Origin of the sequence: Variovorax sp. Sphag1AA, assembly GCF_014192575.1 — a bacterium.
Lineage (GTDB): Bacteria > Pseudomonadota > Gammaproteobacteria > Burkholderiales > Burkholderiaceae_C > Variovorax.
Window position 1 is genome coordinate 229,299 of record NZ_JACHYC010000001.1, and the last position, 26,156, is coordinate 255,454.

Annotated in this window: 24 protein-coding genes; 11 read left to right on the forward strand and 13 right to left on the reverse strand. The window is 67.4% G+C overall.

Going from position 1 to position 26,156, the window contains the following annotated elements; all coding sequences use genetic code 11:
* Window positions 1-14 precede the first annotated feature (14 nt).
* From FHW64_RS01195 to FHW64_RS01205, 3 genes are read left to right on the forward strand one after another with little or no spacing between them, the layout of a single operon-like run.
* A complete protein-coding gene (locus tag FHW64_RS01195) occupies window positions 15-1,658 on the forward strand; it encodes a 3-(methylthio)propionyl-CoA ligase (RefSeq protein ID WP_184522287.1) in 1,644 nt (547 codons plus the stop codon).
* Entirely contained in the window at window positions 1,655-2,665 is a 1,011-nt protein-coding gene (locus tag FHW64_RS01200) for a YeiH family protein (RefSeq protein ID WP_184522290.1), read from the forward strand. Before FHW64_RS01195 ends, FHW64_RS01200 begins: the two co-directional genes overlap by 4 nt.
* A gap of 18 nt (window positions 2,666-2,683) precedes the next feature.
* Window positions 2,684-3,679, forward strand: a complete 996-nt coding sequence (locus FHW64_RS01205) for a tripartite tricarboxylate transporter substrate binding protein (RefSeq protein ID WP_260303597.1) — start codon at window positions 2,684-2,686, stop codon at window positions 3,677-3,679.
* 9 nt (window positions 3,680-3,688) lie between these two features.
* Here the strand turns inward: FHW64_RS01205 and FHW64_RS01210 are convergent, their stop codons facing one another.
* The 3 genes from FHW64_RS01210 to FHW64_RS01220 form a co-directional block, all read right to left on the reverse strand.
* The gene (locus FHW64_RS01210; protein ID WP_184522293.1) at window positions 3,689-4,294 is read right to left on the reverse strand and encodes a trans-aconitate 2-methyltransferase; all 606 of its coding nucleotides are present in this window, start codon (window positions 4,292-4,294) and stop codon (window positions 3,689-3,691) included.
* Between the two features lie 55 nt (window positions 4,295-4,349).
* Complete coding sequence (locus FHW64_RS01215; RefSeq protein WP_311733243.1) at window positions 4,350-5,291, reverse strand: intradiol ring-cleavage dioxygenase; 942 nt, start codon at window positions 5,289-5,291, stop codon at window positions 4,350-4,352.
* Window positions 5,292-5,374: 83 nt separating this feature from the next.
* Complete coding sequence (locus FHW64_RS01220; protein WP_184522298.1) at window positions 5,375-7,603, reverse strand: ATP-binding protein; 2,229 nt, start codon at window positions 7,601-7,603, stop codon at window positions 5,375-5,377.
* Window positions 7,604-7,733: 130 nt separating this feature from the next.
* On the opposite strand from FHW64_RS01220, the gene FHW64_RS01225 reads away from it, so the two are divergent.
* The 6 genes from FHW64_RS01225 (at window position 7,734) to FHW64_RS01250 (ending at window position 11,915) form a co-directional block, all read left to right on the forward strand.
* Window positions 7,734-8,486, forward strand: coding sequence for a response regulator (locus tag FHW64_RS01225; protein WP_311733244.1), 753 nt, complete (start codon window positions 7,734-7,736; stop codon window positions 8,484-8,486).
* A 135-nt stretch (window positions 8,487-8,621) separates the two neighbouring features.
* A complete protein-coding gene (locus FHW64_RS01230; protein ID WP_184522304.1) occupies window positions 8,622-9,251 on the forward strand; it encodes a hypothetical protein in 630 nt (209 codons plus the stop codon).
* A 71-nt stretch (window positions 9,252-9,322) separates the two neighbouring features.
* On the forward strand, window positions 9,323-9,520 hold the full coding sequence (locus FHW64_RS01235) for a hypothetical protein (RefSeq protein WP_184522306.1): 198 nt from the start codon (window positions 9,323-9,325) through the stop codon (window positions 9,518-9,520).
* Between the two features lie 76 nt (window positions 9,521-9,596).
* The gene (locus FHW64_RS01240) at window positions 9,597-10,886 is read left to right on the forward strand and encodes a cupin-like domain-containing protein (protein WP_184522309.1); all 1,290 of its coding nucleotides are present in this window, start codon (window positions 9,597-9,599) and stop codon (window positions 10,884-10,886) included.
* 48 nt (window positions 10,887-10,934) lie between these two features.
* Window positions 10,935-11,675, forward strand: a complete 741-nt coding sequence (locus FHW64_RS01245) for a class II aldolase/adducin family protein (protein ID WP_260303598.1) — start codon at window positions 10,935-10,937, stop codon at window positions 11,673-11,675.
* A gap of 30 nt (window positions 11,676-11,705) precedes the next feature.
* Window positions 11,706-11,915: a 4-oxalocrotonate tautomerase gene (locus tag FHW64_RS01250; RefSeq protein WP_184522315.1), complete on the forward strand. Its 210-nt coding sequence runs from the start codon at window positions 11,706-11,708 to the stop codon at window positions 11,913-11,915.
* A gap of 3 nt (window positions 11,916-11,918) precedes the next feature.
* On the opposite strand, the gene FHW64_RS01255 is transcribed toward FHW64_RS01250, so the two are convergent.
* The 9 genes from FHW64_RS01255 to FHW64_RS01295 all read right to left on the reverse strand — a co-directional run bounded on the left by FHW64_RS01255 (window position 11,919) and on the right by FHW64_RS01295 (window position 24,085).
* Window positions 11,919-12,578, reverse strand: a complete 660-nt coding sequence (locus tag FHW64_RS01255) for a hypothetical protein (RefSeq protein WP_184522318.1) — start codon at window positions 12,576-12,578, stop codon at window positions 11,919-11,921.
* 104 nt (window positions 12,579-12,682) lie between these two features.
* A complete protein-coding gene (locus FHW64_RS01260) occupies window positions 12,683-13,528 on the reverse strand; it encodes an alpha/beta fold hydrolase (protein WP_184522321.1) in 846 nt (281 codons plus the stop codon).
* Window positions 13,525-15,195: an alpha/beta fold hydrolase gene (locus FHW64_RS01265; protein WP_184522324.1), complete on the reverse strand. Its 1,671-nt coding sequence runs from the start codon at window positions 15,193-15,195 to the stop codon at window positions 13,525-13,527. The genes FHW64_RS01260 and FHW64_RS01265 overlap by 4 nt, the downstream gene beginning before the upstream one ends.
* Window positions 15,192-15,662, reverse strand: coding sequence for a MaoC family dehydratase (locus FHW64_RS01270; RefSeq protein WP_184522326.1), 471 nt, complete (start codon window positions 15,660-15,662; stop codon window positions 15,192-15,194). The genes FHW64_RS01265 and FHW64_RS01270 overlap by 4 nt, the downstream gene beginning before the upstream one ends.
* A gap of 27 nt (window positions 15,663-15,689) precedes the next feature.
* Window positions 15,690-18,137: an RND family transporter gene (locus tag FHW64_RS01275; RefSeq protein ID WP_184522328.1), complete on the reverse strand. Its 2,448-nt coding sequence runs from the start codon at window positions 18,135-18,137 to the stop codon at window positions 15,690-15,692.
* Window positions 18,138-18,163: 26 nt separating this feature from the next.
* The gene (locus tag FHW64_RS01280) at window positions 18,164-19,168 is read right to left on the reverse strand and encodes a YCF48-related protein (RefSeq protein WP_184522330.1); all 1,005 of its coding nucleotides are present in this window, start codon (window positions 19,166-19,168) and stop codon (window positions 18,164-18,166) included.
* Window positions 19,169-19,184: 16 nt separating this feature from the next.
* Complete coding sequence (locus FHW64_RS01285) at window positions 19,185-20,540, reverse strand: DUF1329 domain-containing protein (protein ID WP_184522332.1); 1,356 nt, start codon at window positions 20,538-20,540, stop codon at window positions 19,185-19,187.
* A 35-nt stretch (window positions 20,541-20,575) separates the two neighbouring features.
* A complete protein-coding gene (locus FHW64_RS01290) occupies window positions 20,576-22,273 on the reverse strand; it encodes a DUF1302 domain-containing protein (RefSeq protein WP_184522334.1) in 1,698 nt (565 codons plus the stop codon).
* Window positions 22,274-22,447: 174 nt separating this feature from the next.
* Window positions 22,448-24,085 carry a SulP family inorganic anion transporter gene (locus FHW64_RS01295; RefSeq protein WP_184524169.1) on the reverse strand — a complete coding sequence of 546 codons (1,638 nt, stop codon included), beginning with the start codon at window positions 24,083-24,085 and terminating at the stop codon, window positions 22,448-22,450.
* A gap of 135 nt (window positions 24,086-24,220) precedes the next feature.
* On the opposite strand from FHW64_RS01295, the gene FHW64_RS01300 reads away from it, so the two are divergent.
* Window positions 24,221-25,141 carry a hypothetical protein gene (locus tag FHW64_RS01300; protein WP_184522335.1) on the forward strand — a complete coding sequence of 307 codons (921 nt, stop codon included), beginning with the start codon at window positions 24,221-24,223 and terminating at the stop codon, window positions 25,139-25,141.
* 120 nt (window positions 25,142-25,261) lie between these two features.
* Window positions 25,262-25,615: a hypothetical protein gene (locus tag FHW64_RS01305; protein WP_184522337.1), complete on the forward strand. Its 354-nt coding sequence runs from the start codon at window positions 25,262-25,264 to the stop codon at window positions 25,613-25,615.
* Here FHW64_RS01305 and FHW64_RS01310 read toward each other — a convergent pair.
* Complete coding sequence (locus FHW64_RS01310; RefSeq protein ID WP_184522338.1) at window positions 25,594-26,142, reverse strand: hypothetical protein; 549 nt, start codon at window positions 26,140-26,142, stop codon at window positions 25,594-25,596. The two genes, FHW64_RS01305 and FHW64_RS01310, sit on opposite strands and share 22 nt — an antisense overlap.
* Between the last annotated feature and the right edge of the window lie 14 nt (window positions 26,143-26,156).

The window sequence follows — 26,156 nt, forward strand, 5'->3', positions numbered from 1 at the left end:
TACGGACCAAGCCCATGAACGGATTGATGATGGATCAGCCCCTGCTGATCTCCAGCCTCCTCACCCACGCCGAACGCCATCACGGCGAACAGCAGATCGTCTCGCGCCGCGTCGAAGGCGACGTGCACCGCTACACCTACCGCGACATGGGCCAGCGCGCCCGCCGGCTCGCCAATGCACTCGCCGCGCGCGGCATCGAGCAGGGCGACCGCGTCGCCACGCTGGCCTGGAACGGCTATCGCCACATGGAGCTGTACTACGCGGTCTCCGGCTCCGGCGCGGTGCTGCACACGCTCAACCCGCGCCTGCATCCCGACCAGGTGGTGTGGATCGCCGACCATGCCGAAGACGAGATCCTCTTCTTCGACCTGACCTTCCTGCCTCTGATCGAGGCGATCGCTTCGCGCGTGTCCACCATCAAGGCCTTCGTCGTGATGACCGACCGCGCGCACATGCCGGCTTCGTCCAAGGTGCCGAACCTGCTGTGCTACGAAGACCTCGTCGAAGACCACACGCCCGACTTCCGGTGGCCGGTGTTCGACGAGAAGGCCGCCTCGTCGCTTTGCTACACCTCTGGCACCACGGGCAACCCCAAGGGCGCGCTCTACAGCCATCGCTCGACGATGCTGCACACCTATGCGGCCGCGCTTCCCGATGCGCTGAACTGCTCGGCCAAGGACGTCATCCTGCCGGTGGTGCCGATGTTCCACGTCAACGCCTGGGGCCTGCCGTACATCGCGTGCATGGTCGGGGCCAAGCTGGTGTTCCCGGGGCCGTGGCTCGACGGCAAGTCGCTGCATGACCTGTTCGAAGCCGAAGGCGTGACCGTCTCGGCCGGCGTGCCCACGGTGTGGCAGGGCCTGCTCGCGCATGTCGAAAGCAACGACCTCCACTTCAGCACCATGCGCCGCACGATCATCGGCGGCTCGGCCTGCCCGCCGGCGATGATGCGCGCCTTCCAGGAGCGCTACGACGTGCAGGTGCTGCACGCCTGGGGCATGACCGAACTGAGCCCGGTCGGCACCGTGTGCACGCTCAAGCCGTGCCACCAGTCGCTCGATGCAGCGGAACGCCTCGCGATCCAGTCGAAGCAGGGCCGTTCGGTCTTCGGCATCGACATGAAGATCGTCGGCGAAGACGGCGCCGAGCTGCCGCACGACGGCAAGACCGCCGGCGAGCTGATGGTGCGCGGCCCCTGGGTCATCTCGAACTACTTCAAGGGCGAGGGCGCGGGCCCGCTGGTGGGTGGCTGGTTCCCTACCGGTGATGTCTCCACCATCGATGCCGACGGCTTCATGCAGATCACCGACCGCAGCAAGGACGTGATCAAGTCCGGCGGCGAGTGGATCGGCTCCATCGACCTGGAGAACATCGCGATGGCGCATCCCTCCGTCGAAATGGCCGCCTGCATCGCCGCGCGCCACCCCAAGTGGGACGAACGCCCGCTGCTGATCGTCGTCAAGAAGGCCGGGCAAGAGCTCACCCGTGACGAACTGATCCGCTTCTACGACGGCCGGATCGCCAAGTGGTGGACGCCTGATGACGTGGTCTTCGTCGACCGCATTCCGCTCGGCGCAACCGGCAAGGTGCAGAAGAACCTGCTGCGTGACGCGCATGGCGACCACCTGATGGCCAACAGCGGATCGAGGTTCGCATGACGAGTCTTTCCATCGCGGCGTGGCCGGCGCGCAGCCGCACGCTGTTCCCCGGGGTGCTGGCGTGTGCGGTCGTTGCTGCTGCGTCGACCTTCCTGTCGCAGCATTACGGTGCGCCGGTGATGTTGTTCGCGCTCATCCTCGGCATGGCGATGAACTTCCTGTCCGCCGAGGGCGCATGCAAGCCAGGCATCGAATTCACTGCGCGGCAGGTGCTGCGATGGGGCGTCGCGCTGCTGGGCCTGCGCATCACGGTCGCACAGGTCGTGGCGCTGGGATGGCATCCGGTGGTGCTCGTGCTCGTAGCAGTGGTGGTGACCATCGGCGTGTCGATGATCGTGGCGAAGTTGATGGGCTTCAACACGCTGTTCGGCTTGCTGAGCGGTGGCGCGACCGCCATCTGCGGTGCATCGGCGGCGCTGGCGCTCGCCGCGGCGCTGCCGTCGCATCCGCAGAAGGAGAAGGCGACGCTCTTCACCGTGGTGGGCGTCTCGGCGCTCTCGACCTTCGCGATGATCGCCTACCCCATGATCGCGCGCGCCATGGGCCTCGACGACCATGGCTCGGGCGTGTTCCTCGGCGCGACCATCCACGACGTTGCGCAGGTGGTCGGCGCGGGCTACAGCATGTCGAAGGAAACCGGCGACATCGCCACTGTCGTCAAGCTGATGCGTGTCGCGATGCTGCTTCCGGTGATCGTCTTCGCGGTGATGTGCGCACGGGCCAGCGGCATGCAGACGGGCGGTGCCCGACCGCCGCTGCTGCCGTGGTTCGCCGTTGCCTTCGCGGTGCTTGTGGCGGTGAACAGCACCGGCTGGCTGCCGACGGCAATCGTCGATCTGGGCAGCGACGTTTCGCGCTGGTTCCTCGTGGCGGCCATCGCCGGCATCGGCATGAAGACGCAGCTGCGCGACCTCGCCACCGTCGGTCTCAAGCCCGTCGCATTGATGTTGGGCGAGACCGTGTTTCTCGCCATACTCGCCCTCGTGCTGTTGCGCTGGGCCGCCTGAATTCAAGGAGAAGAAAACATGAAGACCAGTCTCTTGCGCCGCAAGATGATCCAGGCCGCTTGCCTCTCATGCCTCGGCGTTGCGAGCCTCGCAGCGCACGCCGAGCAGCCCGTCAAATGGCCTGAGAAGGTGGTCCGCATCGTCGTCGCCGGACCGGCCGGCGGCACCGCCGACATCGTCGCGCGCCTCCTGGGCGACCAGCTCACCAAGGACACGGGCCAACCTGTCGTGGTCGATGCCAAGCCCGGTGCGGGCGGCGCGCTCGCGGTCAACGAACTCTCGATGGCACCGCATGACGGCTACACGCTGCTCGTCGGTGTCAGCTCGCTCGTGAGCGAGATCCCGCACATCGTCAAGCTGCGCAACGACATGTCCAAGGAGATCCGTCCCGTGGCCGAACTCGGACGCGGCGGCCTCGTGATGGTCGGTGCGCCCTCTGTGCCCGCGAAGAACTTCGCCGAACTGGTGAGCTGGGTGAAGGCCAACCCGGGCAAGGTGAGCTATGCGTCGTACAGCCCCGGGACCGTGTCGCATGTGATCGGCCTGCAGCTCAACAAGGCGGCCGGCATGGACATGACGCATGTCGGCTACAAGGGCTCGACGCCCGCGCTCACCGACGTGATGGGCGGCCATGTGCCGCTGATGTTCGACGGCATGGCGACCTCGCTGCCGATGATCAAGGCCGGCAAGATCAAGGCCTTCGCGGTCAGCACGCCCAAGCGCTCGGCCCTGCTGCCGGATGTGCCGACCTTCGCGGAACTGGGCTATCCGCAGCTCGAAACAGTCTCGTGGATGGGTCTGTGGATCAAGCCCGACGTGCCCGCCGCCGTGCAGGCAAGCGTGCGCGAAGCGGCCCTCAAGGCGATCTCGCAGCCGGCCGTGCGTACGCGTTTGCTGGATGCGGGTCTTGAAGCCGGCAGTGGCCGCACGCCCGACGAGTTGGTGACTTCGCTCAACGCCGACTACAAGCGCGTCGGCGAGGTGCTGAAGTCGATCGACTTCAAGCCGGAGTGAGCCGGGGCGTCAGGTCGCCGGACATTCCAGCGCATAGAGCGGGACGTCCGAGCGGTTGCTGAGCCACACGCCGCCGCCCATTTCCTTGAAGTGACGTGACAAGCCACGCCGGTACACCTCGGCGCGGTGGCGGAAGAGGTTCGGATCGGTGAGGTGTTCGTCGACGATGTCGCGCTCGTAGTCTTCGCGCGTGACGACTTCCACGAAGAGCGCGCCCTGGCTCAATGCCCCGAGGTTGGTCAGCGCGCGTTTGAGGTCCGACGGATTCAGGTACGCCAGCACGCCCTGGCAGATGACGAAGTCGAACGGCTGGCGGGCACGGAAGTCGACCACCGACCCAAGCTCCCAGCCGTAGCGGCTGCAGAGGTACTCGCTGACCTCCACGCCGTGATAGCTCGCCTGCGGAAAATGCCGCGCCACGATGTCGCGCCACAAGCCGACGCCGCAGCCCACGTCCAGCACGCGATCTACCGGAACGCGCAGGTACTTCAGGTATGAGCAGACAAAGTCGCCGAGCCGTTCGACATGCTGCGGGTCGGCCACCCGGGTCTTCTTGTCGAAGTAGTAGCGCTGGTAGTAGGACTCGTCGAACGCGTCGGCGCGCACTGATTCCATCCGTGGATCCTTTCCGGACTCGGGGCTCCGAGGTTCGGAAGGATTCTCGCCGACCTCAACCTGCCAGCGCGATCGTCGCCGTCGCGGTGTACCCGTCCGCGATGGTGCCTGCCATCGTCGGTGTCATGGCCGCGATCTGCGCCGACGTGTTGTCGCTGAAGACGTTGTCGGTCGAGATGCTGATCGCCGCAAAGTTGGAGACGCTCCGGGTGTAGGTCGACACATACGGATAGATCGCCGAGCAGACCGCGCTCGGCATCGCGAGCTGGGTCGTCAGCACGGCGTTCTTTCCGGAGGTCGCAGCCGCCTGGGTCTTGAACACCTCCAGGTGCATGTGCGGCCAGCGGCCCGAGTAGCAGCCCGGAAAGATGGTCACGAACGTCACCTGGCCGGCGCTGTTGGAGACCTGCACGCCGCGCAGGTAGCTTTCGGCCGGCGCCGAGTAGAGCGAGTAGTTGCCGACGGCGTCGCAATGCCAGAGGTACACCGCGTAGCCAGCCAGCGCCGCGCAGTTGGCGCCGGTGTTGGCGAGTGTCAGGGTCAGCGTGACCTTCACGCCCTCCGCGACGTTGGTCGAGCTGATGAAGCTCGAACGGATGTCGCTGCGCACGATGCCGCTGGCGGTGAGGATGTCGGAGGTCGAACCCGAAGAGGTGTTGGTGCCGTCCGCGGGATAGGGCCCGGCGGTTTCCTGCGGGTCGGCGACGCACGATGTGGACGAGGCGCTGCTGGAGGTGTCGGTGCTGCTGGATGTCGACGATGCGGATGCCGAAGTGGTGGCGGCCGTCGTGCTCGTTGCAGCGCTCGTCGCCGCGGTGGTCGCGGCGCCCGACGAACTGCCTCCACCGCCGCAGCCGCCTACGAGAAACGCGCCGGCGGACGAGCCCAGCCACGCCAGCGCGCGGCGGCGTCGCAGCATCTGCGCTTCGATCCGTGCGAAGTCTTCGGCGAGGCTATGTCCGTGGGTCGGTTCGCTGGGGAGGGTGTCTTTGATCACTTGCTTCATCCGGGTCCATTGGTGGGACGCCGAGGATCGACACGCCTTGTTTCCCCTGTGTTTCGCAACCTTGCAGGATTCCTTCAATGCGCGCCAGAGAAACTCATCGCCAGGGGCACGCGAAGCTGCGCCACCAGCCCGCGCGCGCCAGCCTTGAGCTGCACATCGCCGCCGTGGGCGCGCGCAATCGAGCGGCATACGGCCAGACCAAGACCGCTCCCGAGCTTGCCTGAAGCGCGAGCCTGCGGGGCCCGATAGAAGGGCTGGAACACACGCTCCAGCTCGACCTCCGGCAGCCCCGGGCCGCTGTCGCTGACTTCGGCGACCGCATCCTCGCCATCGACGAACAGGCGCACCCGCGCTTCGCTGCCGTACTTGACGGCGTTGTCGATCAGGTTGTCCAGCACGCGCCGCATGCCGATCGCGTCGACATCCACCGGCGCTTCCTCGCTGTGGCCGAGCCGCACGTTCTTGCCGACGAACTCCGCGTTCTCGACCACGTCTTCCACCACGCTCGCGAGGTTCAGGTGCTCGCGCGGTCCGGGCTCCGATGCATCGCGGATGAAAGCCAGCACGGAGCTGATCATCTGTTCCATTTCCTCGACGTCGTCGAGCATCCCGGCGCGGAGATCATCTGGCGCATCTTCGATGCGGAAGCGCAGGCGGGTCAGTGGCGTGCGCATGTCATGGCTGATCGCGCCAATCATCGCGGTGCGGTCTGCCACGAAGCTGCGAAGCTGGCTCTGCATGCGGTTGAAGGCCTGCGCGGCGCGGCCCACTTCCGCTGGGCCGGAAAGCGCCAGCACCGGTGCCTGCGGGTCGCGGCCAAGCTGTTCGGCCGCACGCGCGAAGCCGGCGATGGGCCTGACCAGACGCCGCGAGAACCACCAGCCCGCTGGCGTGACGATCAGCGCGGCGACCAGGAACCACAGCAGCACGCGGCGTTGCCAGGCGTTAGGGAAGGGCTCGGGCACCGGCTGGACGGTGGCCCAGCCGCCGTCGGGCAGACGCACCGCGGCGACGAAATCGCCGACGACGAAGGGCGCGGGCGCCAATCCGAAGAGGCCGCGCGCGGGCGCCGTGACGGGCTGGGGCTGTTCGACTTCAGCAGGTTGCGGCCGCACGACCGCCGGGGCTGCGGGCGCCTTCGCTGCAGGGGGAGCGACGATCGGGGCTTGTGGCGCATGCGCGTTGTCCGTGCTCGCCGCCGCCGGTTCGGTGGCAGGGCTGGCGGGCGTTTTGGCTGCGGTCTCACGGTGCGTGGGTGCGGCAAGACGCGGCGCCCGCTCGCGCGGCATCGGCTCGGCGATGGTGTCGCCGCTCGTTGCTGGAGGGAGTGCCGCGCCGGTGCCCGGGGCTGGCATCCGGGCGGCACCCATAGGCGCCGGATTCATGCCGGGCGCTGGCCCACCCGGGAGGGAAGGGTGGGCGGCGCCAGAGGGCGATGGGGCTGCGGTGATGCCCGCCGGCGGCGATGCTGGCGCTGGCGCTGGAGACGTCGAAGGCGAGCTGGCCGACGGCGAAGGCTTGGCGGCACCGGCGACATCAGGGGCGCCCGGGCTGCTCCCCGCACCCGGCGGCGTCTGCATGCCGCCGGGGCCTGGCGTCGAATCAGGCGTTTGCACGGGTGCTGTTGGCGGCGCTTCCGGCCGCGGGGAGGCCACATCAGGCTGTCGCTGAGGCTGCGTCCGCGTGCCGGTGCCACCTTGCGGAAACCCGCCCGGCATGCCGGTGCCACCCGGCGCACCGAACCCGCCCGGAGGACCGAAGCCGCCGCCAGGCCCGAAACCACCGGGACCCATACCACCACCACCACCCGGCCCGCCCTGCGCGACCGTGAAATCGACGCGCATGAACCCGTCGGGCCACAACCGCACCGGAACCGCGCCGCGCGTCAACACCGGCGACGCTGCATTGCTGCTCATCGGTCGCGGCGGCGCACCGGCCACGCCCGCAAAGGGCAGCGGCGTGTAGAAGTAGAGGCGTACGTCGGCATCGTCGCGGCCCAGCAGTTGCGCGAGGTCGTGGCGCGAGCGCTCGGAGGTCAGCCAACCGGGACCGCTGGGCTCGGGCGATCCGGATTGCGTCGTGCGCACGAGCATGCGGTCGCGCTCGGCGGTGCTGACGTCGCCGCCCTTCAGCATCCTGGCGATGTCGTCTAGCTGGTACTGGGGCGGCGGCTGCGGGGGCAGCAGCATCGTCAACGCGAGGGTGACGAGTTGGGCAACGCCCAGCCCGGCCAGCAGCAGTGCCGTGATCTGCAGCGCGAGCGGCGGGCCGGTCCAGCGGCGCACGGTACGGGAGGAATTCATGTGCGGATGCTGGCACGGAATCGGTGGGCGGCCTTCGGCCAGTCAATGCCGCCATAATTCCCCGCGCGTTTTGCACCTGCATTTCATCGTGTTGCGCCTTGTTGCAGCCCCGACCCATCTCCGGATTTCAGTGAACCTGTCCACCCGTCTCCTCATCGTCGATGACGACGTCGGCATCCGCGGCCTGGTGTCGTCGTTTCTCGAGAAACACGGATTCCACGTCGATACGGCGGCCAACGTGGCGGAGATGAACGCGATGCTGGCCGCGCAGCCCTACGCGCTGATCGTGCTCGACGTGATGATGCCGGGCGAGGATGGCCTCAGTGCCTTGCGCAACCTGCAGAAGAGCGGCGGCCCGCCGGTCATCATGCTGTCGGCCGTGGGCACCGACGTCGACCGCATCGTGGGCCTCGAGATCGGCGCAGAAGACTACCTGGCCAAGCCCTGCAATCCGAGGGAGCTGCTGGCGCGCATCCGCACCGTGCTGCGCCGTGTCGCAGCGCCCGCCGTGGCGCCGCCCGCTGCCACCGCGCCGGCGCCTGACGAAGCGACGGAAACCGTCTATTTCGAGGGCTGGCGCCTGGACCTGGCCGCGCGCATGCTGTTCGATCCGACGGGAGCCGTGGTGACCTTGTCGGATGGCGAATTCAGGCTTCTGCGCACCTTCGTGCAGAGTCCGAGGCGCGTGTTGACGCGCAACCATCTGCTCGACCAGGCGCTGGGTGCCGGCAGCGAGTCGTACGACCGCGCCATCGACGTGCAGATCAGTCGGCTGCGCCGCAAGCTGAGCTTCGGCGAAGAGCGCGCCAACCTGATTCGCACCGTGCGCAACGAGGGCTACATGTTCACCCCCGCCGTCACGGGGCAGCCGACTTCGGCGTGACGCCCGGCGCGCACGCAATGTGCGCGCAAACAAGCGAAATCCCCCGGCAACAAGCGCCGGTGAAGCTCACGGCTCCATCATCATTGGAGCAATCGACGTGAATCAATCCTGCGAACTTCGCAACGGGGCAGTGGCATGAACGGGAGCGCCATCGCCATCGTCGCGGCCGTTCTCTTCATCCTCGTGATGCTGTGGCAATCCATGAAAGCCAACATGCGGGCGGCCTCGGCACATATCGAACTTCGTGCCGACCCTATGGAGCCGCGTGCAGACCAGGACCCGGCATCGGCGGCATCGCGTCGCGACCGCAACCGCGAGACCCTCGACCTGCGCCAGTTTCTCTGCGCGGTGCAGTCGACCTACGAGCCGGCGCTGGCCCGTCACGGCCTGCTGCTGGAACTCGAAGTGCCATCGATGCCGTTGACCGTGGTGGCGCGTGAAGCCGAGCTTCGGCGTGTCTTCGCGCATCTCTTCCGCGAGGTGTGCGCGGTGCCGGCCGCGGGTGCAACGCTGCGCATCCTGGCGCGCTCGGACGGCGCGCAGGCCGTGGTCAACTGCCTCGACACGGGTGGGGCGGAGCCGGTGGTTTCGCGCATCCTGGCGGCACCGAGCGACAGGGTGCCATCGGCCTATGTGACATGCCGTGCCATCGTCGAGGGCCTCGGCGGACGCTTGTACGCAGCGCCATCACCGCTCGGCCAGCAATCGCTGACCTTCCGATTCCCGCTGCTTCGACTCGGCAACAACGCGGAGGGGAGGCCATGAGAGTGCGCGTCGGCATGGTCCTGTTCGCGGGCATGGTTGCGTTGTGGGGGTGCAGCCGGACTGAGGGGTGCATGGATCGGAATCTTTCTTGCGGCACCGGCCCGTCCACGCTCGCGCTCGTCACTGCCCGCGGCGGTGGGGCTGTGCCTGCACCCGTGCCGGAGATCGAGCGAATCGCGCGCCCGCCCAGCGCGAGGGCGATTGCCGACGTTCGCCGCGATGCGCCGACGCTTGCCAAGGACTCCGCGGGCGACGACCGGGGAGGATGAGCCGGACACGGCCGCCCCGGTCCAGAATGCGCGGGTCGGCGCCCGGCGCGCCGTGGCGAAACCCGTCGGAGAACGAATGAACACGAACGCCATTGAACGAAACCAGGCCACCCAACTGGGGACCTGTACCTACCTGCTTCACGTTCTGCTCCAGGAAGCAGAGCGTCGGCAGGGCGGCTTCGTCCGCGCGACGATCGATCACGTTCTCAAGGACCATGCAGGCATCCCCGCGGATGCTCCGGACAAGCCCTTCATCGATGCCCTGTTCTCGGAGATCCTGGACACGCTCCGGCGCGCTGATCCGGCCAGCGCCTTGCCCGAGATGCCACCCGCCCCGCGGCCACGTGCCACCAGCGCCGCTCCCGAGTTGTCACGCGACTGGTCTCAATGGATCGCCGAGAGCCGGCTGCGTGACTGCACGCCCGAGTCCATGCTGGAGACGATGAAAGCGGCCGGTCTCGAAGCGGCGCAGGCAGAGGCCGCGATCGGGGCGATGGAGAACGAGCCCGCGTTCCTTGCGGCGCGCCGCATGCAGCAGCTTCAACGCAAGCTCGAATCGGTCACCGGCAACCTCCAGAAGCTCTGGGCCTCCGCGCCAGGCTACGGTGTCGTCGAAAAGCGCACCCGCCCGTCACGCGATGAATTCATCGAACGCTATGTCCGCGGCTGCCGCCCCGTCGTGCTGACGGATGTCACCCGCGACTGGCCGGCGATGAAGCGCTGGTCGCCCGAAGACCTGAAGCAACGCTTCGGACAGTTCGACGTCGAGATCCAGGACGGCCGCAACGGCGATCCCAACTACGAGGAGAACAAGCTGATGCACCGCCGCGTCGTCCAGCTGGCTCCCTTCGTCGATCGGGTGCTCGCGGGCGGGCCGACCAACGACTACTACCTCACCGCCAACAACGAGGCCTTGCGCAGCGCCGCGTTCTCCCCGCTGCTGGCCGATGTCGGCAGCCTCCCGCCGGCCTGCGACCGGTCGCAACTGGCCGAGAGGTCATCCTTCTGGTTCGGCCCCGCGGGCACGAAGACCCCGCTGCATCACGACACGATCATGCTGTTTCACACGCAGGTGATCGGACGCAAGCGGTGGCGCCTCGTCTCGCCGCTGGAGACTCCGAAGCTCTACAACTTCAACAACGTCTTCAGTCCGGTCGACCTCGATGCCCCTGACTTGAGGCGCTATCCGCTCTTCGCGGAAGTCACGGTCCTCGATGTGGTCGTCGAGCCCGGCGAAACCATCTTCCTTCCGCTCGCCTGGTGGCATCAGGTGGAGTCGCTTGATCTCAGCATGTCCCTGTCGTATTCGAATCTGGACGTGCCCAACGACTTTGCCTACAGGAACCCCGACATCCGTAACTGGTAGGTTTCAGTGCCGCTGGCATACTGCCCGCCAGACATGAACCAGCGCCCGATGACCCGTGAACGCACCGAACGCGAGGTCCGCATCGACCTCGCGGCCGCCTATCGCATGGCGGCGCAGAACGGGTGGGACGACACGGTCTACACCCACCTGTCGGCGAGCGTGCCGGGCGAGCCCGGCCACTATCTGCTGAACCCCTTCGGCGCCACCTTCGACGAGATCACCGCAAGCAGCCTGGTCAAGGTGAACGTGCGCGGCGAAGTGGTCGATGGTTCGGGCGCGCGCGTGAATCCCAGCGGCTTTGCGATCCACGGCGCGGTGCATGCGGCGCGGTCCGAGATCGAATGCGTCATCCATCTGCATACCCCTTGGGGTGTGCCCTTGTCCATGCTGCCGGGCGGCCTGCAGGCGACGTCGCAATACGCGATGCGGCTGCATGGGCGGCTGGGCCGTCATGCCTATGAGGGACTCGCGCTCGGCACCGACGAGCAGCAGCGCCTCGTCGCAGATCTGGGTGCGCTCGACGGACTCATCCTCGAGAACCACGGCACGCTGGTGGTGGGCCGAACCGTCGCCGAGGCCTGGATGCTGATGCACCTGCTCGAGCGCGCTGCACAGGCGCAACTTCGCGCCATGGCCGCCACCGGAGGCGCGGTGCTGGTGGCAAGCGACGAACTTGCCGAACGCACTTACCGCGAATGGGTCGGCGACGGCCGCGAGTGGGATGGCGACGTCGAGTGGCCGGCCTTGCTGCGGCGACTGGATCGCTCGATGCCCGGCTATCGCGATTGACGAACGACTGAATCAACTGGAGACGAAACCATGCCAACCATTCGCGTCGAGCTCTTCGAAGGCCGCACGATCGAACAGAAGCGCGCACTCGCGCAAGCCTTGACCGACGCGGCCGTGCGCACGCTCGGTGGATCGCCGGAGGGCGTCGATGTCGTCTTCTATGACATCGCAAGGCACGACTGGGCCACCGGCGGCAAGCTCTGGAGCGATCCCGCGCCGCCGCCGACCAGCGCGGGCTGAGCTTTACTCGCCGAGGGCGACGTCCGTCGGCTCCAGCGCGCAGTTGCCGAACTCGCATCGCAACGCAGCGCGCTGGCCGTCTGCGCACACGACGCTGTGCCGCTCGAAGCCCGGCCCCTTGCTTTCGAGCACAGCACGCGCCGGCCCGTGGCAGACGTTGGCCTTGGCGTAGCTCTCGGCGACGTAGGTGTCGCGACCCGTCCGGAAAGCCTTCGCGCCCGCTGCCGCTGGCGGCGGCACATAGGCGACGGTCACCTGGGGATCGAGATTGCGATAGCCCTTGCGGGCCATGCAGTTGACCAGCGTCTTCTGCTGTAGCGGCGCATCGGCAAGGCGAGGCTTGGTCTCGTCATTCAGTCCCGACGCGATGCCGGAGACCAAGGCCATGCCGACAAAGCCGAAGGGCACGACGATGCCCACGCCCAGTGCAACCGCATCGGCCACGTCGTTGCTGCCCTGGCCCTTGACCGGCAGCACGCGCACGTTCGACGCCAGGGTGCGGCAGGCAGCGATGTCCGCCGTGAGGTTGTCGGGGTCCACGCCTTGCGTGTCGACCATGGGCACGTACGACGCACCCGAGCCGGTGCCCGGGGTCGTGGGTGCCTGCGTGGCACAACCGCAAATCAGCGCCGTCATGCAGACGAACGCCAGACTTCTGCCCATGGATGCCCTCCAGAATGGAGTTGGAGCGGGGCGCGATTTGAGCACACGTTCTGTTACTTGGGAACAGTCTGGCGTTGCGCGAATGCGATTCTTGAACTTTGGTTCTACTGACTTCGGTCCGCCGCCGCAGTCGCCGCATGCTGGTCCATGAACGCCTCGACCCGCCGTGCCGTCTGCGCCGCACGAGTGATCACGAAAAGGTGCCCGCAATCGACCGTCTCCAGCGTGGACTTGCGCAGGCCCGAAGCGAGGATGCGGCCGTTGATCGGCGGCACGATCGGATCGTCGTCGCCCATCAGCACCAGCGCGGGGGCCTCGACGCGATTCAGGCGTGGCCAGCTCGTCCAGCCGAACGTGGCAAGCAACTGGTAGAGGTAGCCGTGCCGGCTCGGGCTGCGCATGGATTCGGCGTGCAGTTGCAGCAGTTCCGTTTCCAGTCGCAGTTCGCCGCCATAGAGGTCGCCACCGATCTGCATCAGATAGCCGGGGTCGGTGTAGCGCCGCGGGCTCAGCATCTTGATCAGCACGTTGATCCGGCCAGGCACCATCACGATGCCCGCGCAGGTGGCTGCGAGCGTGAGGGTCTTGCAGCGGCGCGGATGGTTGATCGCGAACTCCTGCGCGATCGCTCCGCCCCAGGAGACGCCGAAGATGTGTGCGTCCTTGACGTCGAGCTGCGCGAGCACGTCCGCGCCGAGTTGTGCGATGTCGCGCGGCCGGTAGGGCAGCAATGGTGCGGGCGATTCGCCTACTCCTGGAGCGTCGAAGGTGACGACGCGCGTGCGGGTGAAGCGCGCCATGAAGGGCGCCATCGTTTCCACGCTGGCACCGATGCCGTTGAACAGCAACAGCGTGCGTTCAGCCCGGGGCGCGCCACCGATGGCGACGCGCAGGCGCTGGGTTCCGACGCGGACCGCGAAGGTCTCCAGGGGCTTGCTCGCCCGGCTCATTCAGCTGCCGCCGTTTCGTTGCCCGCGAGCACGTAGGTGCCCGGCGCATCGCACAGCGGCGGATGCTTGCGGGAGCCTTCGCGTACAGGCGCGCGTCGTTGCGCATCCGAGCGTTCGGCAAGCCACGTCGAGAGATGCGGCCACCAGCTGCCTTCGTTGGTTTGCGCGCCGGCCTCGAAGCCTTGCGGCGAATCGTGTTCGCCGGCGTTCGTCATGAACGACGCTTTCTTGCCGCCCGGCGGCGTCACGATCGACTGCACATGCCCGCTGGAGGTCAGCACGAATTCGCTGAGTCCGCCAAGCAGGTTGCGCGTCTGGTAGCAGCCTTCCCAAGGCGTGATGTGGTCGGTGCGGCCGGCGACGATGTAGCTGTCGCATCCGACATTCGAGAGCGACAAGGGCAACTCGCCGATCGAGAGACCGCCTTCGTGGGCCAGCGCATTGGTCTCCAGCAGCGAGATGAAATCGGCATGCAGCCGCGCGGGCAGGCGCGTGGTGTCGGAGTTCCAGTAGAGGATGTCGAAGGTCGGCGGCTTCTCGCCCATCAGGTAGTTGTTGACCCAGTAGTTCCACACGAGCTCGTTCGGCCGCAGCCATGCGAAGACCTTCGCGAGGTCCTTGCCTTGCAGCACGCCGGTGTTGCCGCTTGCGGTGCGCGCGAGTTCGAGCGTCTCCAGGTGTGCGAAGAGGCCCATTGAGCTGTCGGCGATGCTGCCGATATCGAGCAGCGAGACGAGCAGCGTCAGGCTGCGCGCCCAGTCGCTCCCCTTGGCCTGCAGGTAGGCCAGAAGCGCCGCCGACGTGATGCCGCCGGAGCAGGCGCCGAGCACATGCATCTGCCGCGAGCGCGAGATCTCGCGGACCGTCTGCATCGCTTCCTCGAGCGCGAGCACGTAGTCCTGCAGGCCCCATTCCGACTGGTCCGCGCCGGGATCGAACCAGCTCACGACGAAGACCTGGAAGCCCTGCTGCACGAGGTACTCGATCAGGCTGCGGCCGGGCGCGAGGTCCCAGATGTAGTACTTGTTGATCTGCGGCGGCACGATGAAAAGCGGCGTGCCGTGCACCGTCTTCGTCTGCGCCTTGTATTCGATCAGCTCCAGCATCTCGTGGCGATGCACGACCGCGCCCGGCGTGACCGCCAGGTTGCTGCCGACGCCGAACTGCGTGCCGTCGACCATCGAGGGCAGGCCGCCGTTGTCGCGCCAGTCGGCGGCAAGTTGCCTTGCGCCTTCGAAGAGGTTGCGGCCGCCCGTTTCGAGCGTGCGGCGGATCGCGGCGGGGTTGCCCACGAGCGTGTTGGTCGGCGCGAGCGTGTCGGCGACCATGCCGAGCGCCATGTGTGCCCGTGCCTCATCGCGCGGCGACAGATCGAGCTCGCCGGCCATCCGGTGCACTTCCTGGGCGAGTGCGAGGTGGCTCTGCATGAGCGCGCGGTACACCGGGTTGCGGGTCCACGTCGGGTCGTCGAAGCGGCGGTCACCTGCGGCAGGCTCGATTTTCGAGAAGCCGGTGGTGGCCTTGAGCACGGCCGTGCTGGAGCGTTGCAGGGCGCGTATCGTCTCGAAGGGCCGGCGGCAGACTGCAGCCGCCAGCGAGATGAACGAATCGCTGAGCCGGGAGCCGGTGCGGACGAGATCGGATCGGATGCGGACGCGCTCGCTCATGACACCACCATCGCGAGAGATTCGGCCACCATCACCGGACGCCAGGAATCGCCACTTGCGTAAGCCGTGTTCTTGCAACGCACGAGCCATTGGCCGGGCTGCTTCTCGTTGGCTTCGACCAGTTCGATGTGAAGGCGGACGTAGCTGCCGCTCGGCACCGGCGAAAGAAAGCGCACGCGGTCGAAGCCGTAGTTCAGCACGCCCTTGGCGTCGGCGGGATACACGCCAAGCTCGAAATGCGCGGACGGGATCAGCGAGAGGACCAGTAGCCCATGCGCGATGGTCTGGCCGAAAGGGCTCTCCGTGCGAGCGCGTTCGGCGTCGACATGAATCCACTGCTCGTCGCCCGTGCATGCGGCGAAGCGGTCAATGCGGCGCTGGTCGAGCAGCGCCGGGGACGATGCGCCGAAGTCGTGGCCGACGTGGTCCTTCAGCGTGGCCATGTTGTAGTTCTTGAGGGAAGTCATTGTTCTTGAGATCAGATCGGGTGGAACTCAGGCCGCGTTCGGTGCAGCGGTCGGCGTGGCCTCCGCAACAGGCTCGCTCGTGCGGGGACGCAGCAGGAAGTGCGACAGCGCCGGGATCAGCAGGACCGCGCCGACCATGTTCCAGATGAACATGAACGCGAGCAGGATGCCCATGTCGGCCTGGAACTTGATGGGCGACAGCGCCCAGGTCAGCACGCCTGCGGCGAGCGTGACGCCGACCAGCGCCACGACCTTGCCGGTGAAGCGAAGTGCCCGTGCATAGGCTTCGCCGAGCGTCGCGCCACGGCGCTGTTCAGCGAGCTGCACGCTGAGCAGGTACAGCGCGTAGTCCACGCCGATGCCCACGCCGAGTGCGATCACGGGCAGGGTCGCGACCTTGACGCCGATGCCCAGGCACACCATGAGCGCTTCGCACAGCACCGAGGTGATGATGAGCGGCACGACGGCCACGACCACCGCGCGCCAGCTGCGGAAGGTGACGAAGCACAACGCGATCACGGCGGCGTAGACCAGCACCAGCATCTCGTTCCATGCCTTGTGCACCACGATGTTGGTCGCGGCCTCGATGCCGGCGCCACCGGCGGCCAGCAGGAACTTGCGGTCTTCGTTGCTGTGTGCATCGGCGAAGGCGGCGCTGGCGGCGACCACGCGGTCGAGCGTCTCGGCGCGGTGGTCGGAGAGATAGGCGATCACCGGCATCACCGAGCAGTCGGTGTTGAACAACTCGGGGTTGTTCACGCTCGCCTGCTGCGCGCCGTAGTTCAGCACGTCCTGGTTGCGCGCGATGGTGAGCCACTTCGGGCTGCCTTCGTTGCTGCCGGCGGTGATCTGCCGCACCGCGTTGGCGAGAGACACGGTGGTCTGCACGCCGGGAACCTGCTGCAGCGCCCAGGCAAGGCGATCAGCCTCGACCAGCGTGCCGTATTGCAGGCAGCCTTCCTTGGCGGTCTTGACGATCACCGCGAAGGTGTCGCTCGACAGCGAGTAGTTCGCCGTGATGTAGGCGTTGTCGCGGTTGTAGCGTGACTGTGGACGCAACTCTGGAGCGCCCGGATCGAGGTCACCGATCTTGAGATGCGTGCTGGCGGCGAAGCCGATCGCGAGCAGCGCAGCCGCCGCGCCGATGGTGCGCACCGCCCACTTGCGCTCGGTGAAATGGCCGAGCCATGCGTTCAGACGCGACGAGCCTGCGTTGTTCTCGGCACGCAGGCTGCGCGCTGCCGCCTTGGGGCTCACGCCGACGTACGACAGCAGCACCGGCAGCAGGATCAGGTTGGTGAAGATCAGCACGCCCACGCCGATGCTCGCCGTTAGCGCGAGGTCCTTGATGACAGGGATGTCGATGACCATCAGCACGGCGAAGCCCACCACATCGGCCACCAGCGCGGTGAGGCCCGCAAGGAAGAGGCGGCGGAAGGTGAAGCGCGCCGCAATCAGCTTGTGTTCGCCGCGCCCGATGTCCTGCATGATCCCGTTCATCTTCTGCGCGCCGTGCGACACGCCGATCGCGAAGACGAGGAAGGGCACGAGGATGGAATACGGATCGAGCTCGAAGCCGAGCCCGGCCACCAGCCCGAGCTGCCACACCACCGCGATGAGCGAGCACGCGATCACGAGCGCGGTGCTGCGCAGGCAGCGGGTGTAGAGAAAGATGATGGCCGCGGCGACCAGCGCAGCGATGGCGAAGTACAGCGCCACCTGGTGCAGTCCGTCGATGAGATCGCCGACGAGCTTGGCGAAGCCGACCGTGTGCACGCGGATGCCGGTCGCCTTGCCGCTGGCGTCCTGTTCGTAGCTCGCGGACAGCTTGTCCAGTGTGTGCGAGAGCGCGCGGTAGTCGATGCGCTGGCCGGTGGTCGGATCCTTGTCGAGCAGGGGCACGATGATCATGCTCGACTTGAAGTCGTTGCCGACCAGGTTGCCGCCGAGACCCGCACGTGCGATGTTGGCGCGAAGCTGTTCGGTGGCGCGCGGCGTGCCGTCGTAGTTGTCGGGCATGACCGGGCCGCCACGGAAGCCTTCTTCGGTCACTTCGGTCCAGCGCACGCCGGGCGCCCAGAGCGACTTCATCCAGGCACGGTCGACGCCAGGCGTGAGGAAGAGTTCGTCCTGCAGACGCTTCAGCGCGTCGAGGTACTTGGGCTGGTAGATGTCACCGTCGGTGTTCTCGACCACGATGCGCAGCGAGTTGCCAAGGCCGCGCAGGTCGGCGCGGTGCTCCAGGTAGTTCTGGATGTACGGATGGCTGCGCGGGATCATCTTCTCGAAGCTGGCGTTCAGGCCGAGCTTCGACCAGGCCAGGAAGCCCAGGGCGATCGTGATCAACGCGCAGGCGATGACGATCGCGAGCCGGTTGTTGAAGACCAGCCGCTCCAGGCGTGGGCCGGAGCGCATGTCGAAGGATTCGAGCGAAATCGGCGCGGCGTCCTGCGCGCGCGTAGCAGGGGTGTGCATGTAAGTTCTCCGGCTGCCCCGGAGGGTCAGGGCAGCGTCAGTGCCTGGGTTCCGCGCGGTCCGGCGACAACCAGGCTTCCATTGGCCGCGACGGTGACGGCGGCCGCGGGGAGAGTGCCGGCAACCGGCACTGGCTTGAAGCTCGCGCCGTCATCGCGGCTCGCGAGGATGTGACCGGCCTGGCTCACGATGACGAGGCGGCCGTCGCTGTCGCGCGTGCTCGCCGTCAGGCCGACTTGCAGGCCCGTCGGGACCTGCTGCCATTGACGTCCGCCGTCGGTGCTGCGCAGCACGGTGCCGCGCAGGCCGTGGGCGATCACGGTTTGTCCGCTGCCGGTCACGCCGAACAGCGTGCCCTTGTACGGAAGCTCCAGTGCGCGAAACTGCGTGTCGCCCTGCGCGAGCTTGAGCAGCAGCCCTTGCTCGCCGGCGATGTAGATGTCGGAACCGATGCCGCGCACTGCATAGAGGTGCTGGCCCTTGGGGTTGTCGACTGCTTGCTCCATCGATTCCCAGGTCGCGCCGCCATTGGCAGTGTGGAACACGAGGCCGAACGCGCCGACCACGTAGCCGTTGTTCGCGTCGCGGAACCACACGTCGAGGAACGGGTTCTCCGCGCCTTTGTCGCCCAGACGGCGGCCATCGAGCTGGGTGGTCCAGCTCTGGCCGCCGTCCTTCGTGCGCAGCACGATGCCGTCGTGGCCCACCGCCCAGCCGTCGGTGGCGGTCGGGAAGCTCACGGCCACGAGGTCGGAGCTCACCGGCACGTCGGCCTGACGCCAGCTCTTGCCGGCGTCATCGGAGTAGACGATGTGGCCGCGTTGGCCGACCGCGACGATGCGATCGCCGGCACGCGCCAGCCCGTTGAGCAGGGCGTGCGAGGCCAGTGCACTGCGGGCGGCCGGCGTGTCGAGCACGTCGCGCCAGCCCTTGTCGGCTGCCGCCTGCGCTCCCCACGCGGCGGCGCATGCCACTGCCACGGCTGCCAGAGCGGCAATCCGGGAGGCTTTGTTCGCTCGCTTCGCGTTCATGTGCAGGCTCCCCGTATCAGCGGATTCCGGCGCCCGCGAGGGAGTCGGCGGTCCATTCACGGTCTGTCAGCGGCTTCGTCTGGCGCATGCCGCCGGTCTCGGCGATGTAGCCGGTCAGCGAGTAGACGCGCGAGACGAAGTCGTAGTGGCCGAACATATCGGTGTACGGCGCGGGCAGGTCGTAGCTAGGCGCCATGTACGCAAAGCCGGCGCGATAGAGCTGGCCGCGAGCGTCATAGTTGTCAGACGCCAGCGCCGCCCACGAGTCCTCGTCGAGATAGAAGGTGCGCTTGCCATAGACGTGGCGCTTGCCTTCGCGCAGCGTGGCCTCGACCACCCACACGCGGTGCAGCTCCCAGCGGATCGCATCGGGGTTCAGGTGGTTGGGCTTGAGCAGGTCGTCCTGCTTGGTCCCGTAGACAGCGGCGTAGGTGTTGTAGGGCACGACCATCTCCTTCTTGCCGACGAGCTTGAAGTCGAAGCGGTCCATCGAGCCGTTGAAGATGAAGGTGTCGTCGAACGTCGTCGCGCCGGCGGTGCCGGGGTTGGGCGTGTCGAACGACAGGTCGGGCGCGACCTTCACGCGGCGCTGGCCGGGCAGGTAGCTCCAGGCGCGGCGGTCCTTGTTGCCGATGTCCAGCGGGTCCACGATCATCAGCGCCTCGCCGGCACGGCGTGCGGGGCCGGTGTAGGTCAGCTTGATGCGCCAGTAGGTGTCCGCGTCCGCCTTGGCGGTGTCCCAGAAGGGGAAGTCCTGCACGCTCACGCCTTCGGTGGCGAGCGCCGGGCGGCCGCTGGCGTCGACGTTGATGTTGCGGTACTTGGCTTCATACGACTGGCCGTTGAAGCGCACGAGGTGGTTCCACATCGCCTCGTAGCCCGTCTTCGGGATCGGGAACGGGAAGCCCGCATGCACGCCTTCGATCGAGCGACCGTCGTTCGCGGTCTTCGCGTTGACTGCGCTCTTCGCGGTGTTGTCGATCACGAACTTCGGAAAGGCGACGCTGCGGTGCGTCGGATAGACGTCGACGTGGAACGTCGGATAGGTCTTCAGCAGCGTCTTCGTGCCTTCGGTCAGCTTGTCCGCGTATTCGCCCATGTTCTTGGCGTCGATGACGAGGCGCGGCTTCTCGCTCGCGAACGGGTCGGGGCGGATGCCGTCACCGGCCTTGAACTCGGCCGGGGCCTTGGTCAGGCCGCCGGTGTAGGCGGGGATGGTGCCGTCCTTGTTGCCGGCCTTCTCGGCGCCGATCGGGGTCAGCGTGGTGCCGAGTGCCTTGGCCTCGTCGGCGCTCACCGCGGCATGCGCCAGCATGCCGGCCTGCGCCGCGACGAATCCGGCGATGACGACGCGTTTGAGTGTGAACTTCATGTCTTGTCTCCTTGGGGTGGGCTCTAGAGAGGGCTCTAGAAGGTGGTCTTGAAAGTCAGGCTCACGAAGCCGCGGTCCTTCAGCAGCGTGGTGAACCCGTTCTGGCTGGTCACCGCGAAGCCGTTGGCGCTGCGGTAGCTGCCGAGGTAGTCGATGTATTTCAGGTCGAAGCGGTACTTCTGGCGGACATCGACTCCCAGGCCAACGCTGTAGTTGCCGTTGCCCTGATTGCCGCCGAAGACTGTGGGAGCGTTGCCACTGAGGCCCACCGCATAGGTGAGGGGCATGGAAAGGTCGACGCCCGGCCACACCTGGAACCAGGTGGGCGTGAACGACATGCCGCTGCCGAAGTAGTTCTTGGTCGTGCAGCCGTCCCATTTGTCCTTGCCGACGCAGGCTGCGAAGCCTTCGGCATAGAAGAGGTTGGCGCCGCTGGTCACCTTGGCCCATTGCGCCCAGGTCAGTTCGACCGCCCAGGTGGCGGTGTCGAAGAGCGGGGTCTTCGGGATCACGCCGACCGCGTTGATGAGGCCGTGGTACGTGTCGCCGCGCGGACCCTTGGTGTCGCCGGGCGCCGGCAGGCCGGGGGCGATGCCGAGCACGGTGCTGTTCAGCGGTGTGTTGTGGCGATACGAGAGTTCGCTGCCGAAGCTGATGCCGCCGATGTTCTTGGCGAGGCTCACGCCGTACATGTCGATGTTGTCGGCGTAGATCAGGTTGTAGCGGCTGATGTTGCGTCCGACCTGCGTGAGGAAGGTCTGCGGCAGCTTGTCCGCGAAATTCCGCCAGTAGAAGCCCATCGTGCCGTCGAGCCATTCAGGGCTCCAGCGCGCGGCCAAGCCGCCTTCGCCGCGCTGCTTGGGTTCGGACGGATTGCCGCGCTGGGCAAAGCCGAGCTGGTTCGAGATGAACTGGCGGTCCGGGCCGTTGAAGGCGAAGTCCACCGGCCCGAGGTAGGTGCCGCCCTCGGGGTAGCGGAAGGAATCCCACTCCAGCATGTACTGGCCGGCGATCGAGAGGTCCTGCGTGACCTGCGCCTGGGCCGAGAGCTGGTTCAGCGGACGGAAGAGTTCCTTGGCTTCCACGCCCGGCGTGGCGAAGCCCTTCTGCAGGTCGAGCGGGTTCTGCGCATAGGCGATGCCGTTCAGGTTGCCGCCCAGGAACAGCGACTCGCCCCAGTAGATCGAATGGCGGCCCAGCTTGGCGTTGACCGGCACGCTGCCGATGTCGGCGCCGCCGAACACGAACGCATCGAGCCATTCGCCCGAAGGCCCACGGTAGTAGCGGTCGATGTAGTCGCTGTACTGGTGGTTGATGTAGCTGGGGATCTGGCTCAGCGGCGGGTACGGATTGGAGTGGCTGTTCGCCCCATAGGCGCCGTCGGCCCAGCCGGCCGCGCTCACGCGTGCGCCGAAGCGCTTCTGGTAGGTGATGTCGAACTCGCTCAGCAGGTCCAGGCGGCTGGCCACCGTCTGGCCGCGATCGAAGCTGTAGGTGCCTTCGTCGGAGACCGCGGAATTGCCGATCTTCGGATCGCGGCTCTCGACCCGGTTCGCGTAGTTGTAGCGGACCGTGTTGTCCCAGCGGATCTCGACGTCTGGGTTGCCCGTGTCGATCTCGAACGCCCGCGCGTTCGACGACAGTGTGGCGAGCAGCGCTGCGAACGCGGTCGCGGCGAGCCGGAAGGACGGACGGGCTGCGAACGAAGCGGCCTGGGTGTTGAGCTGAAGCACGAGTCTCCTCTTTCTTTCTTTCTGGACAGTGGGGGGTGTGGTCCTGACCTGCGGGCGGCCGGGAACAGGGTGAAATTCTGGAAGGCGAGGGGCTTCCGGCGCCCCTCCTTGGCGGAGGGGGCGGGGGCGGGGGATGGCCCCGGGTGGGAGGGGAGGAAGAGGCGAGTCGGCCGCTTAGCGGTCGTTCTGGAACCGCTCGATCGCCAGCTCCAGATTGGCGAACATCCGCTCGTGCCCGAGCCTCTCGCCGAGCGGCGAGCGGCGCACCATCGCGAGCACGCCGGGGTTCAGGTTTACGAGCCAGAGCGCGATGTCGTTGTCGCGCAGGCGCTTCTCGGCCTGTGTGAGCATCTTGAGCGCGGTGTATTCGAAGTCGAAGACCGCGCTCATGTCGATCGCGACGACCTTGGGGTGGGTCTCTTCGATCAGTGCGCGCATCTTCTGGCCCGCGCGCTCGGCGTTGGCGAAGTAGATGCGGCCTTCGGGGCGCAGCATCAGCAGGCCGGGGATGGTGCGGTCATCAGGGTGCCTGCGCGTCAGCGGTCGCAGGATGTTCGTGCCCGCCTTGCGTCCGAGCATGCGCACCGGCGGATCGGAGATCTGGTGGGCCAGCGCCACCAGCGACACCACGATCGCGACCACGATGCCCTGCAACGTCCCCAGCAGCACTACGCCCACGGCAGCGACCAGCGCCCAGACGAATTCGGTGCGCCGCACCTTCGCGATGTCCATGAACTCGTGCGGCTGGATCAGGCTGACCGAATACACGATCACGATCGCCGCGAGCGTGGCGTCGGGCATCTTCGCGATGTAGGGCGCGAGGTACAGCGCGGTGCCCAGCGCAGCCATGGCGGTCACCAGGCCCGAGAGCTTCGTGCGCGCACCGGCGAGCCGGTTGACGGCCGTCTGCGTCGTGCCGCCGCCGGCAGGCATCGCGCCGACCAGCGCGCCGGCGAGATTGGCCGCTCCCGTAGCGAACAGCTCTCGGTTGGGCTGCGGCGTCGGCTCGCCTGAGCGCGCGAAGGCACGGCCCGCCGCGATGGATTCGGTGAAGCTCATGAGGGCGATGCCGAGCGCCGCCGGCCACAGCGCCAGGGCCAGTTGCGGATCCGGCAGGATCACGGGCGGCAGGCCGGTGGGTACCGTGCCGACTGCGGCGACGCCATGGCGTTCGAGCCCGAGCAGTTGCATCGCCGCGATGCCACCCGCCACCGCGAGAAGCGGCGCAGGCGCGCGCGGCGCGAAGTGTTCCAGCAGTGCGAGAACGATCACCGTCGTCACGCCGACGGCGACGGTCGGCAGCGCGGCCTCGGGGATGCCCTGGATCGTGGCGACCAGGTTGTGCAGGAAGCCTGCCTTCGCGAAGTGGATGCCGAGCAGCTTGGGCAGCTGATCCACCACGATCACGATGCCGATGCCGGCCTTGAAGCCGACCAGCACCGGCTCGGAGATGAAGTTGGCGACGAACCCCAGCCGCAGCAGTCCCGCGAACACGAGGATGAGGCCGGTGAGCGCAGTCAGCGTGGCGGCGGTGGTAACGAGGTCGGCCGGATTGCCGTGCGATGACATGTCCGCGAGCGCCGCGCCGGTGAGTATTGCGAGGGTGGTGGTGGTGCTCACGCTCAGGGGGCGTGAGGTTCCGAGCAGCGCGTAGAGCGCCATCGGCACAAGCACGGTGTAGAGGCCAGCTTCCACGGGCAGGCCCGCGATGGTGGCGTAGGCGAGCGCCTTGGGAATCACGACCGCGGCCGTGATGAGCCCGGCGATGACGTCGGCACGGACCCATCCGGATCGCTGAGCCGGCCCGGACATGATCTTGTCGTCTTCCACGTCCACCTCCTCGGCATGCGGGGTGCAACGCGAGGCGGCGGCACCGCAAGCTCGATTCAGTATAGGACCGGGCCTTCGTGGTGCGCTCATCGGTGCGCTTTTCGCTAACCTTGCGCGATGAACGCTTTTGCCATGCAGGACGGTGTCGTGGGTGCGCCGATCGGCCCGCCGCCGCCCGCGCCCGATATTCCCGTGCCGCCGACGCCACCCGCGACGCATCCGCCGACCCCGGTTGTCGATCCGCCAGCCGTGGACCCGCCGCTGGTCGAGCCGGGCAAGTCGCCTCCGGTGGCCGATCCGCCGCCCGGTGCGATCGCGCTCGGGCGGCTGCATGCGCGGCGGTTGCGCGAGGTCTATCGCTCCGCCGGCTGGCCCTGCTGCGATTCGATCGAGGTGGACTTGCTCGCCGCGGGGCTGCTGGAGCGCATCCGCTCCGCGCACGGCCACGAGACGTTGCGCGTCACGGACGCCGGCATCGTGCACATCGCGTCGTCGCTGGTCGTGAACCGCGCCGTCATGTCGCGTCACGAAGCGCTGGTGGAGCATGTCGCGCGCGAGATGACGCGCGCGGGCCGCGTCGCCTGGCGCGGGCTCACCCTGCGAGCGCAACTCCCACCGGCTGCCGAGGGTGACAAGCCGCGCTGGTGCATCGCGCGGCCGGATGTCTTCTCGATACGCAACACCAGCGTGGAGGCCTATGCGCAGCCGGTCGTCCATGAGGTCAAGGTCAATCGCGCCGACCTTCTCAGCGATCTGCGCAAGCCCGACAAGCGCGCCGCCTATCTCGATCTGGGCGGGGAGTGCTGGTACGTGCTCGGCTGCGACGCTCGCGGGCGGCCGATCGGCGAGCCGGACGAGATCCCGGCGGAATGCGGCGTGATGGTCGCGCAGGGCGACCGGTTGGTGGTGGCCCGCTCGGCCGTCCACCGCGCCTTGCCGCGTCTGCCGTTCGCGATCTGGATGGCACTGGCCAAGGCGCAGCCGGTCGCGGGCTTCGATGACGAACTGCAGGAACTGCTGCCGGGGCTCGACGACTGAGTGGCGCCGGCGCACTAGCCGGAAGTCGTAGTCAGTTGTCAGGAGTGCATCGGAACGTAAACTACGACCCCCGCCGATTTGGCGTCCGCCCGCCCTGTGCGGTCAGAAGAGGAGTCCGCGATGCAGCCAGTTCTAGAAATTCGCAAGCTCGGCGAACGCTCCTACACGTACACGGTGCGCGCCACACGGCAGACCGGCGCGCCGGTTCCGGAGCCCTGCTACGAGGATCGGGGCCTCACCTCCTTCGTGGAATGCCTTCGGGATGCCGCGGAGGCACTGACCTATTTCCCCCGCGTCTATATCCGCTTCCAGGGGCGTTGTGTCGGCGAACAGTTCGTGTCGCGGCTCGAGAGCCATCCCGAGGCGGTGGTGCGGGATCTGCTCGTGCGCTATCTCGAGGGCGGCCTCCCTCCGCTCCCCGCGGCGCCGCCGCCGCAACGGGCCGAGGCTGCTCAGGTCTCGGCGGTCTCGTAGCGCGCGAGCCAGCTCCAGAGTTCGAAGCGCGCGTTCGTGGTGTCCCCGAGGAATTTCCGGTAGCCGATCAGCGCTGCGAGCGGCGCCTCTGCCCGCAGGACCAACCGGTCACCCTGCGGATCTTCCTCGACCAGCCTGGCGCCGCGGCGCGCCAGTTCCTCTCGCACGTGTGCGGCTTGGGCGCGGGACACTTGCACGCGGACGAACATCACAGGTTGCAGACGAGCGCCGTCGTGCGTGCGAACGGCGCAATGTGCGCGTGGCGTGCCAAACCGCGCCGAAGCGCCAAGTGCGGCGGCGACTAGGGGCGTGGCTTCCTCCAGCGCCTGCTCGTTCGCGGCGCAGAGGGTGAGTTGCTCGCCGTCATCCACAAGCAGGTAGTGGTCCGGCTTGGAAATCCATTCGGTCGCCGCGTTGTCGCGCAGCGAGGCGAGCTTCTGCTCATTGACTGACAACGACTGCCGCAGCGGATAGGGCTCCAGCGTGCGATCGTCGAGGTGCGTCTTGCGGGGCGTGTTGGTGCCCATGTCCGATCGGTCCG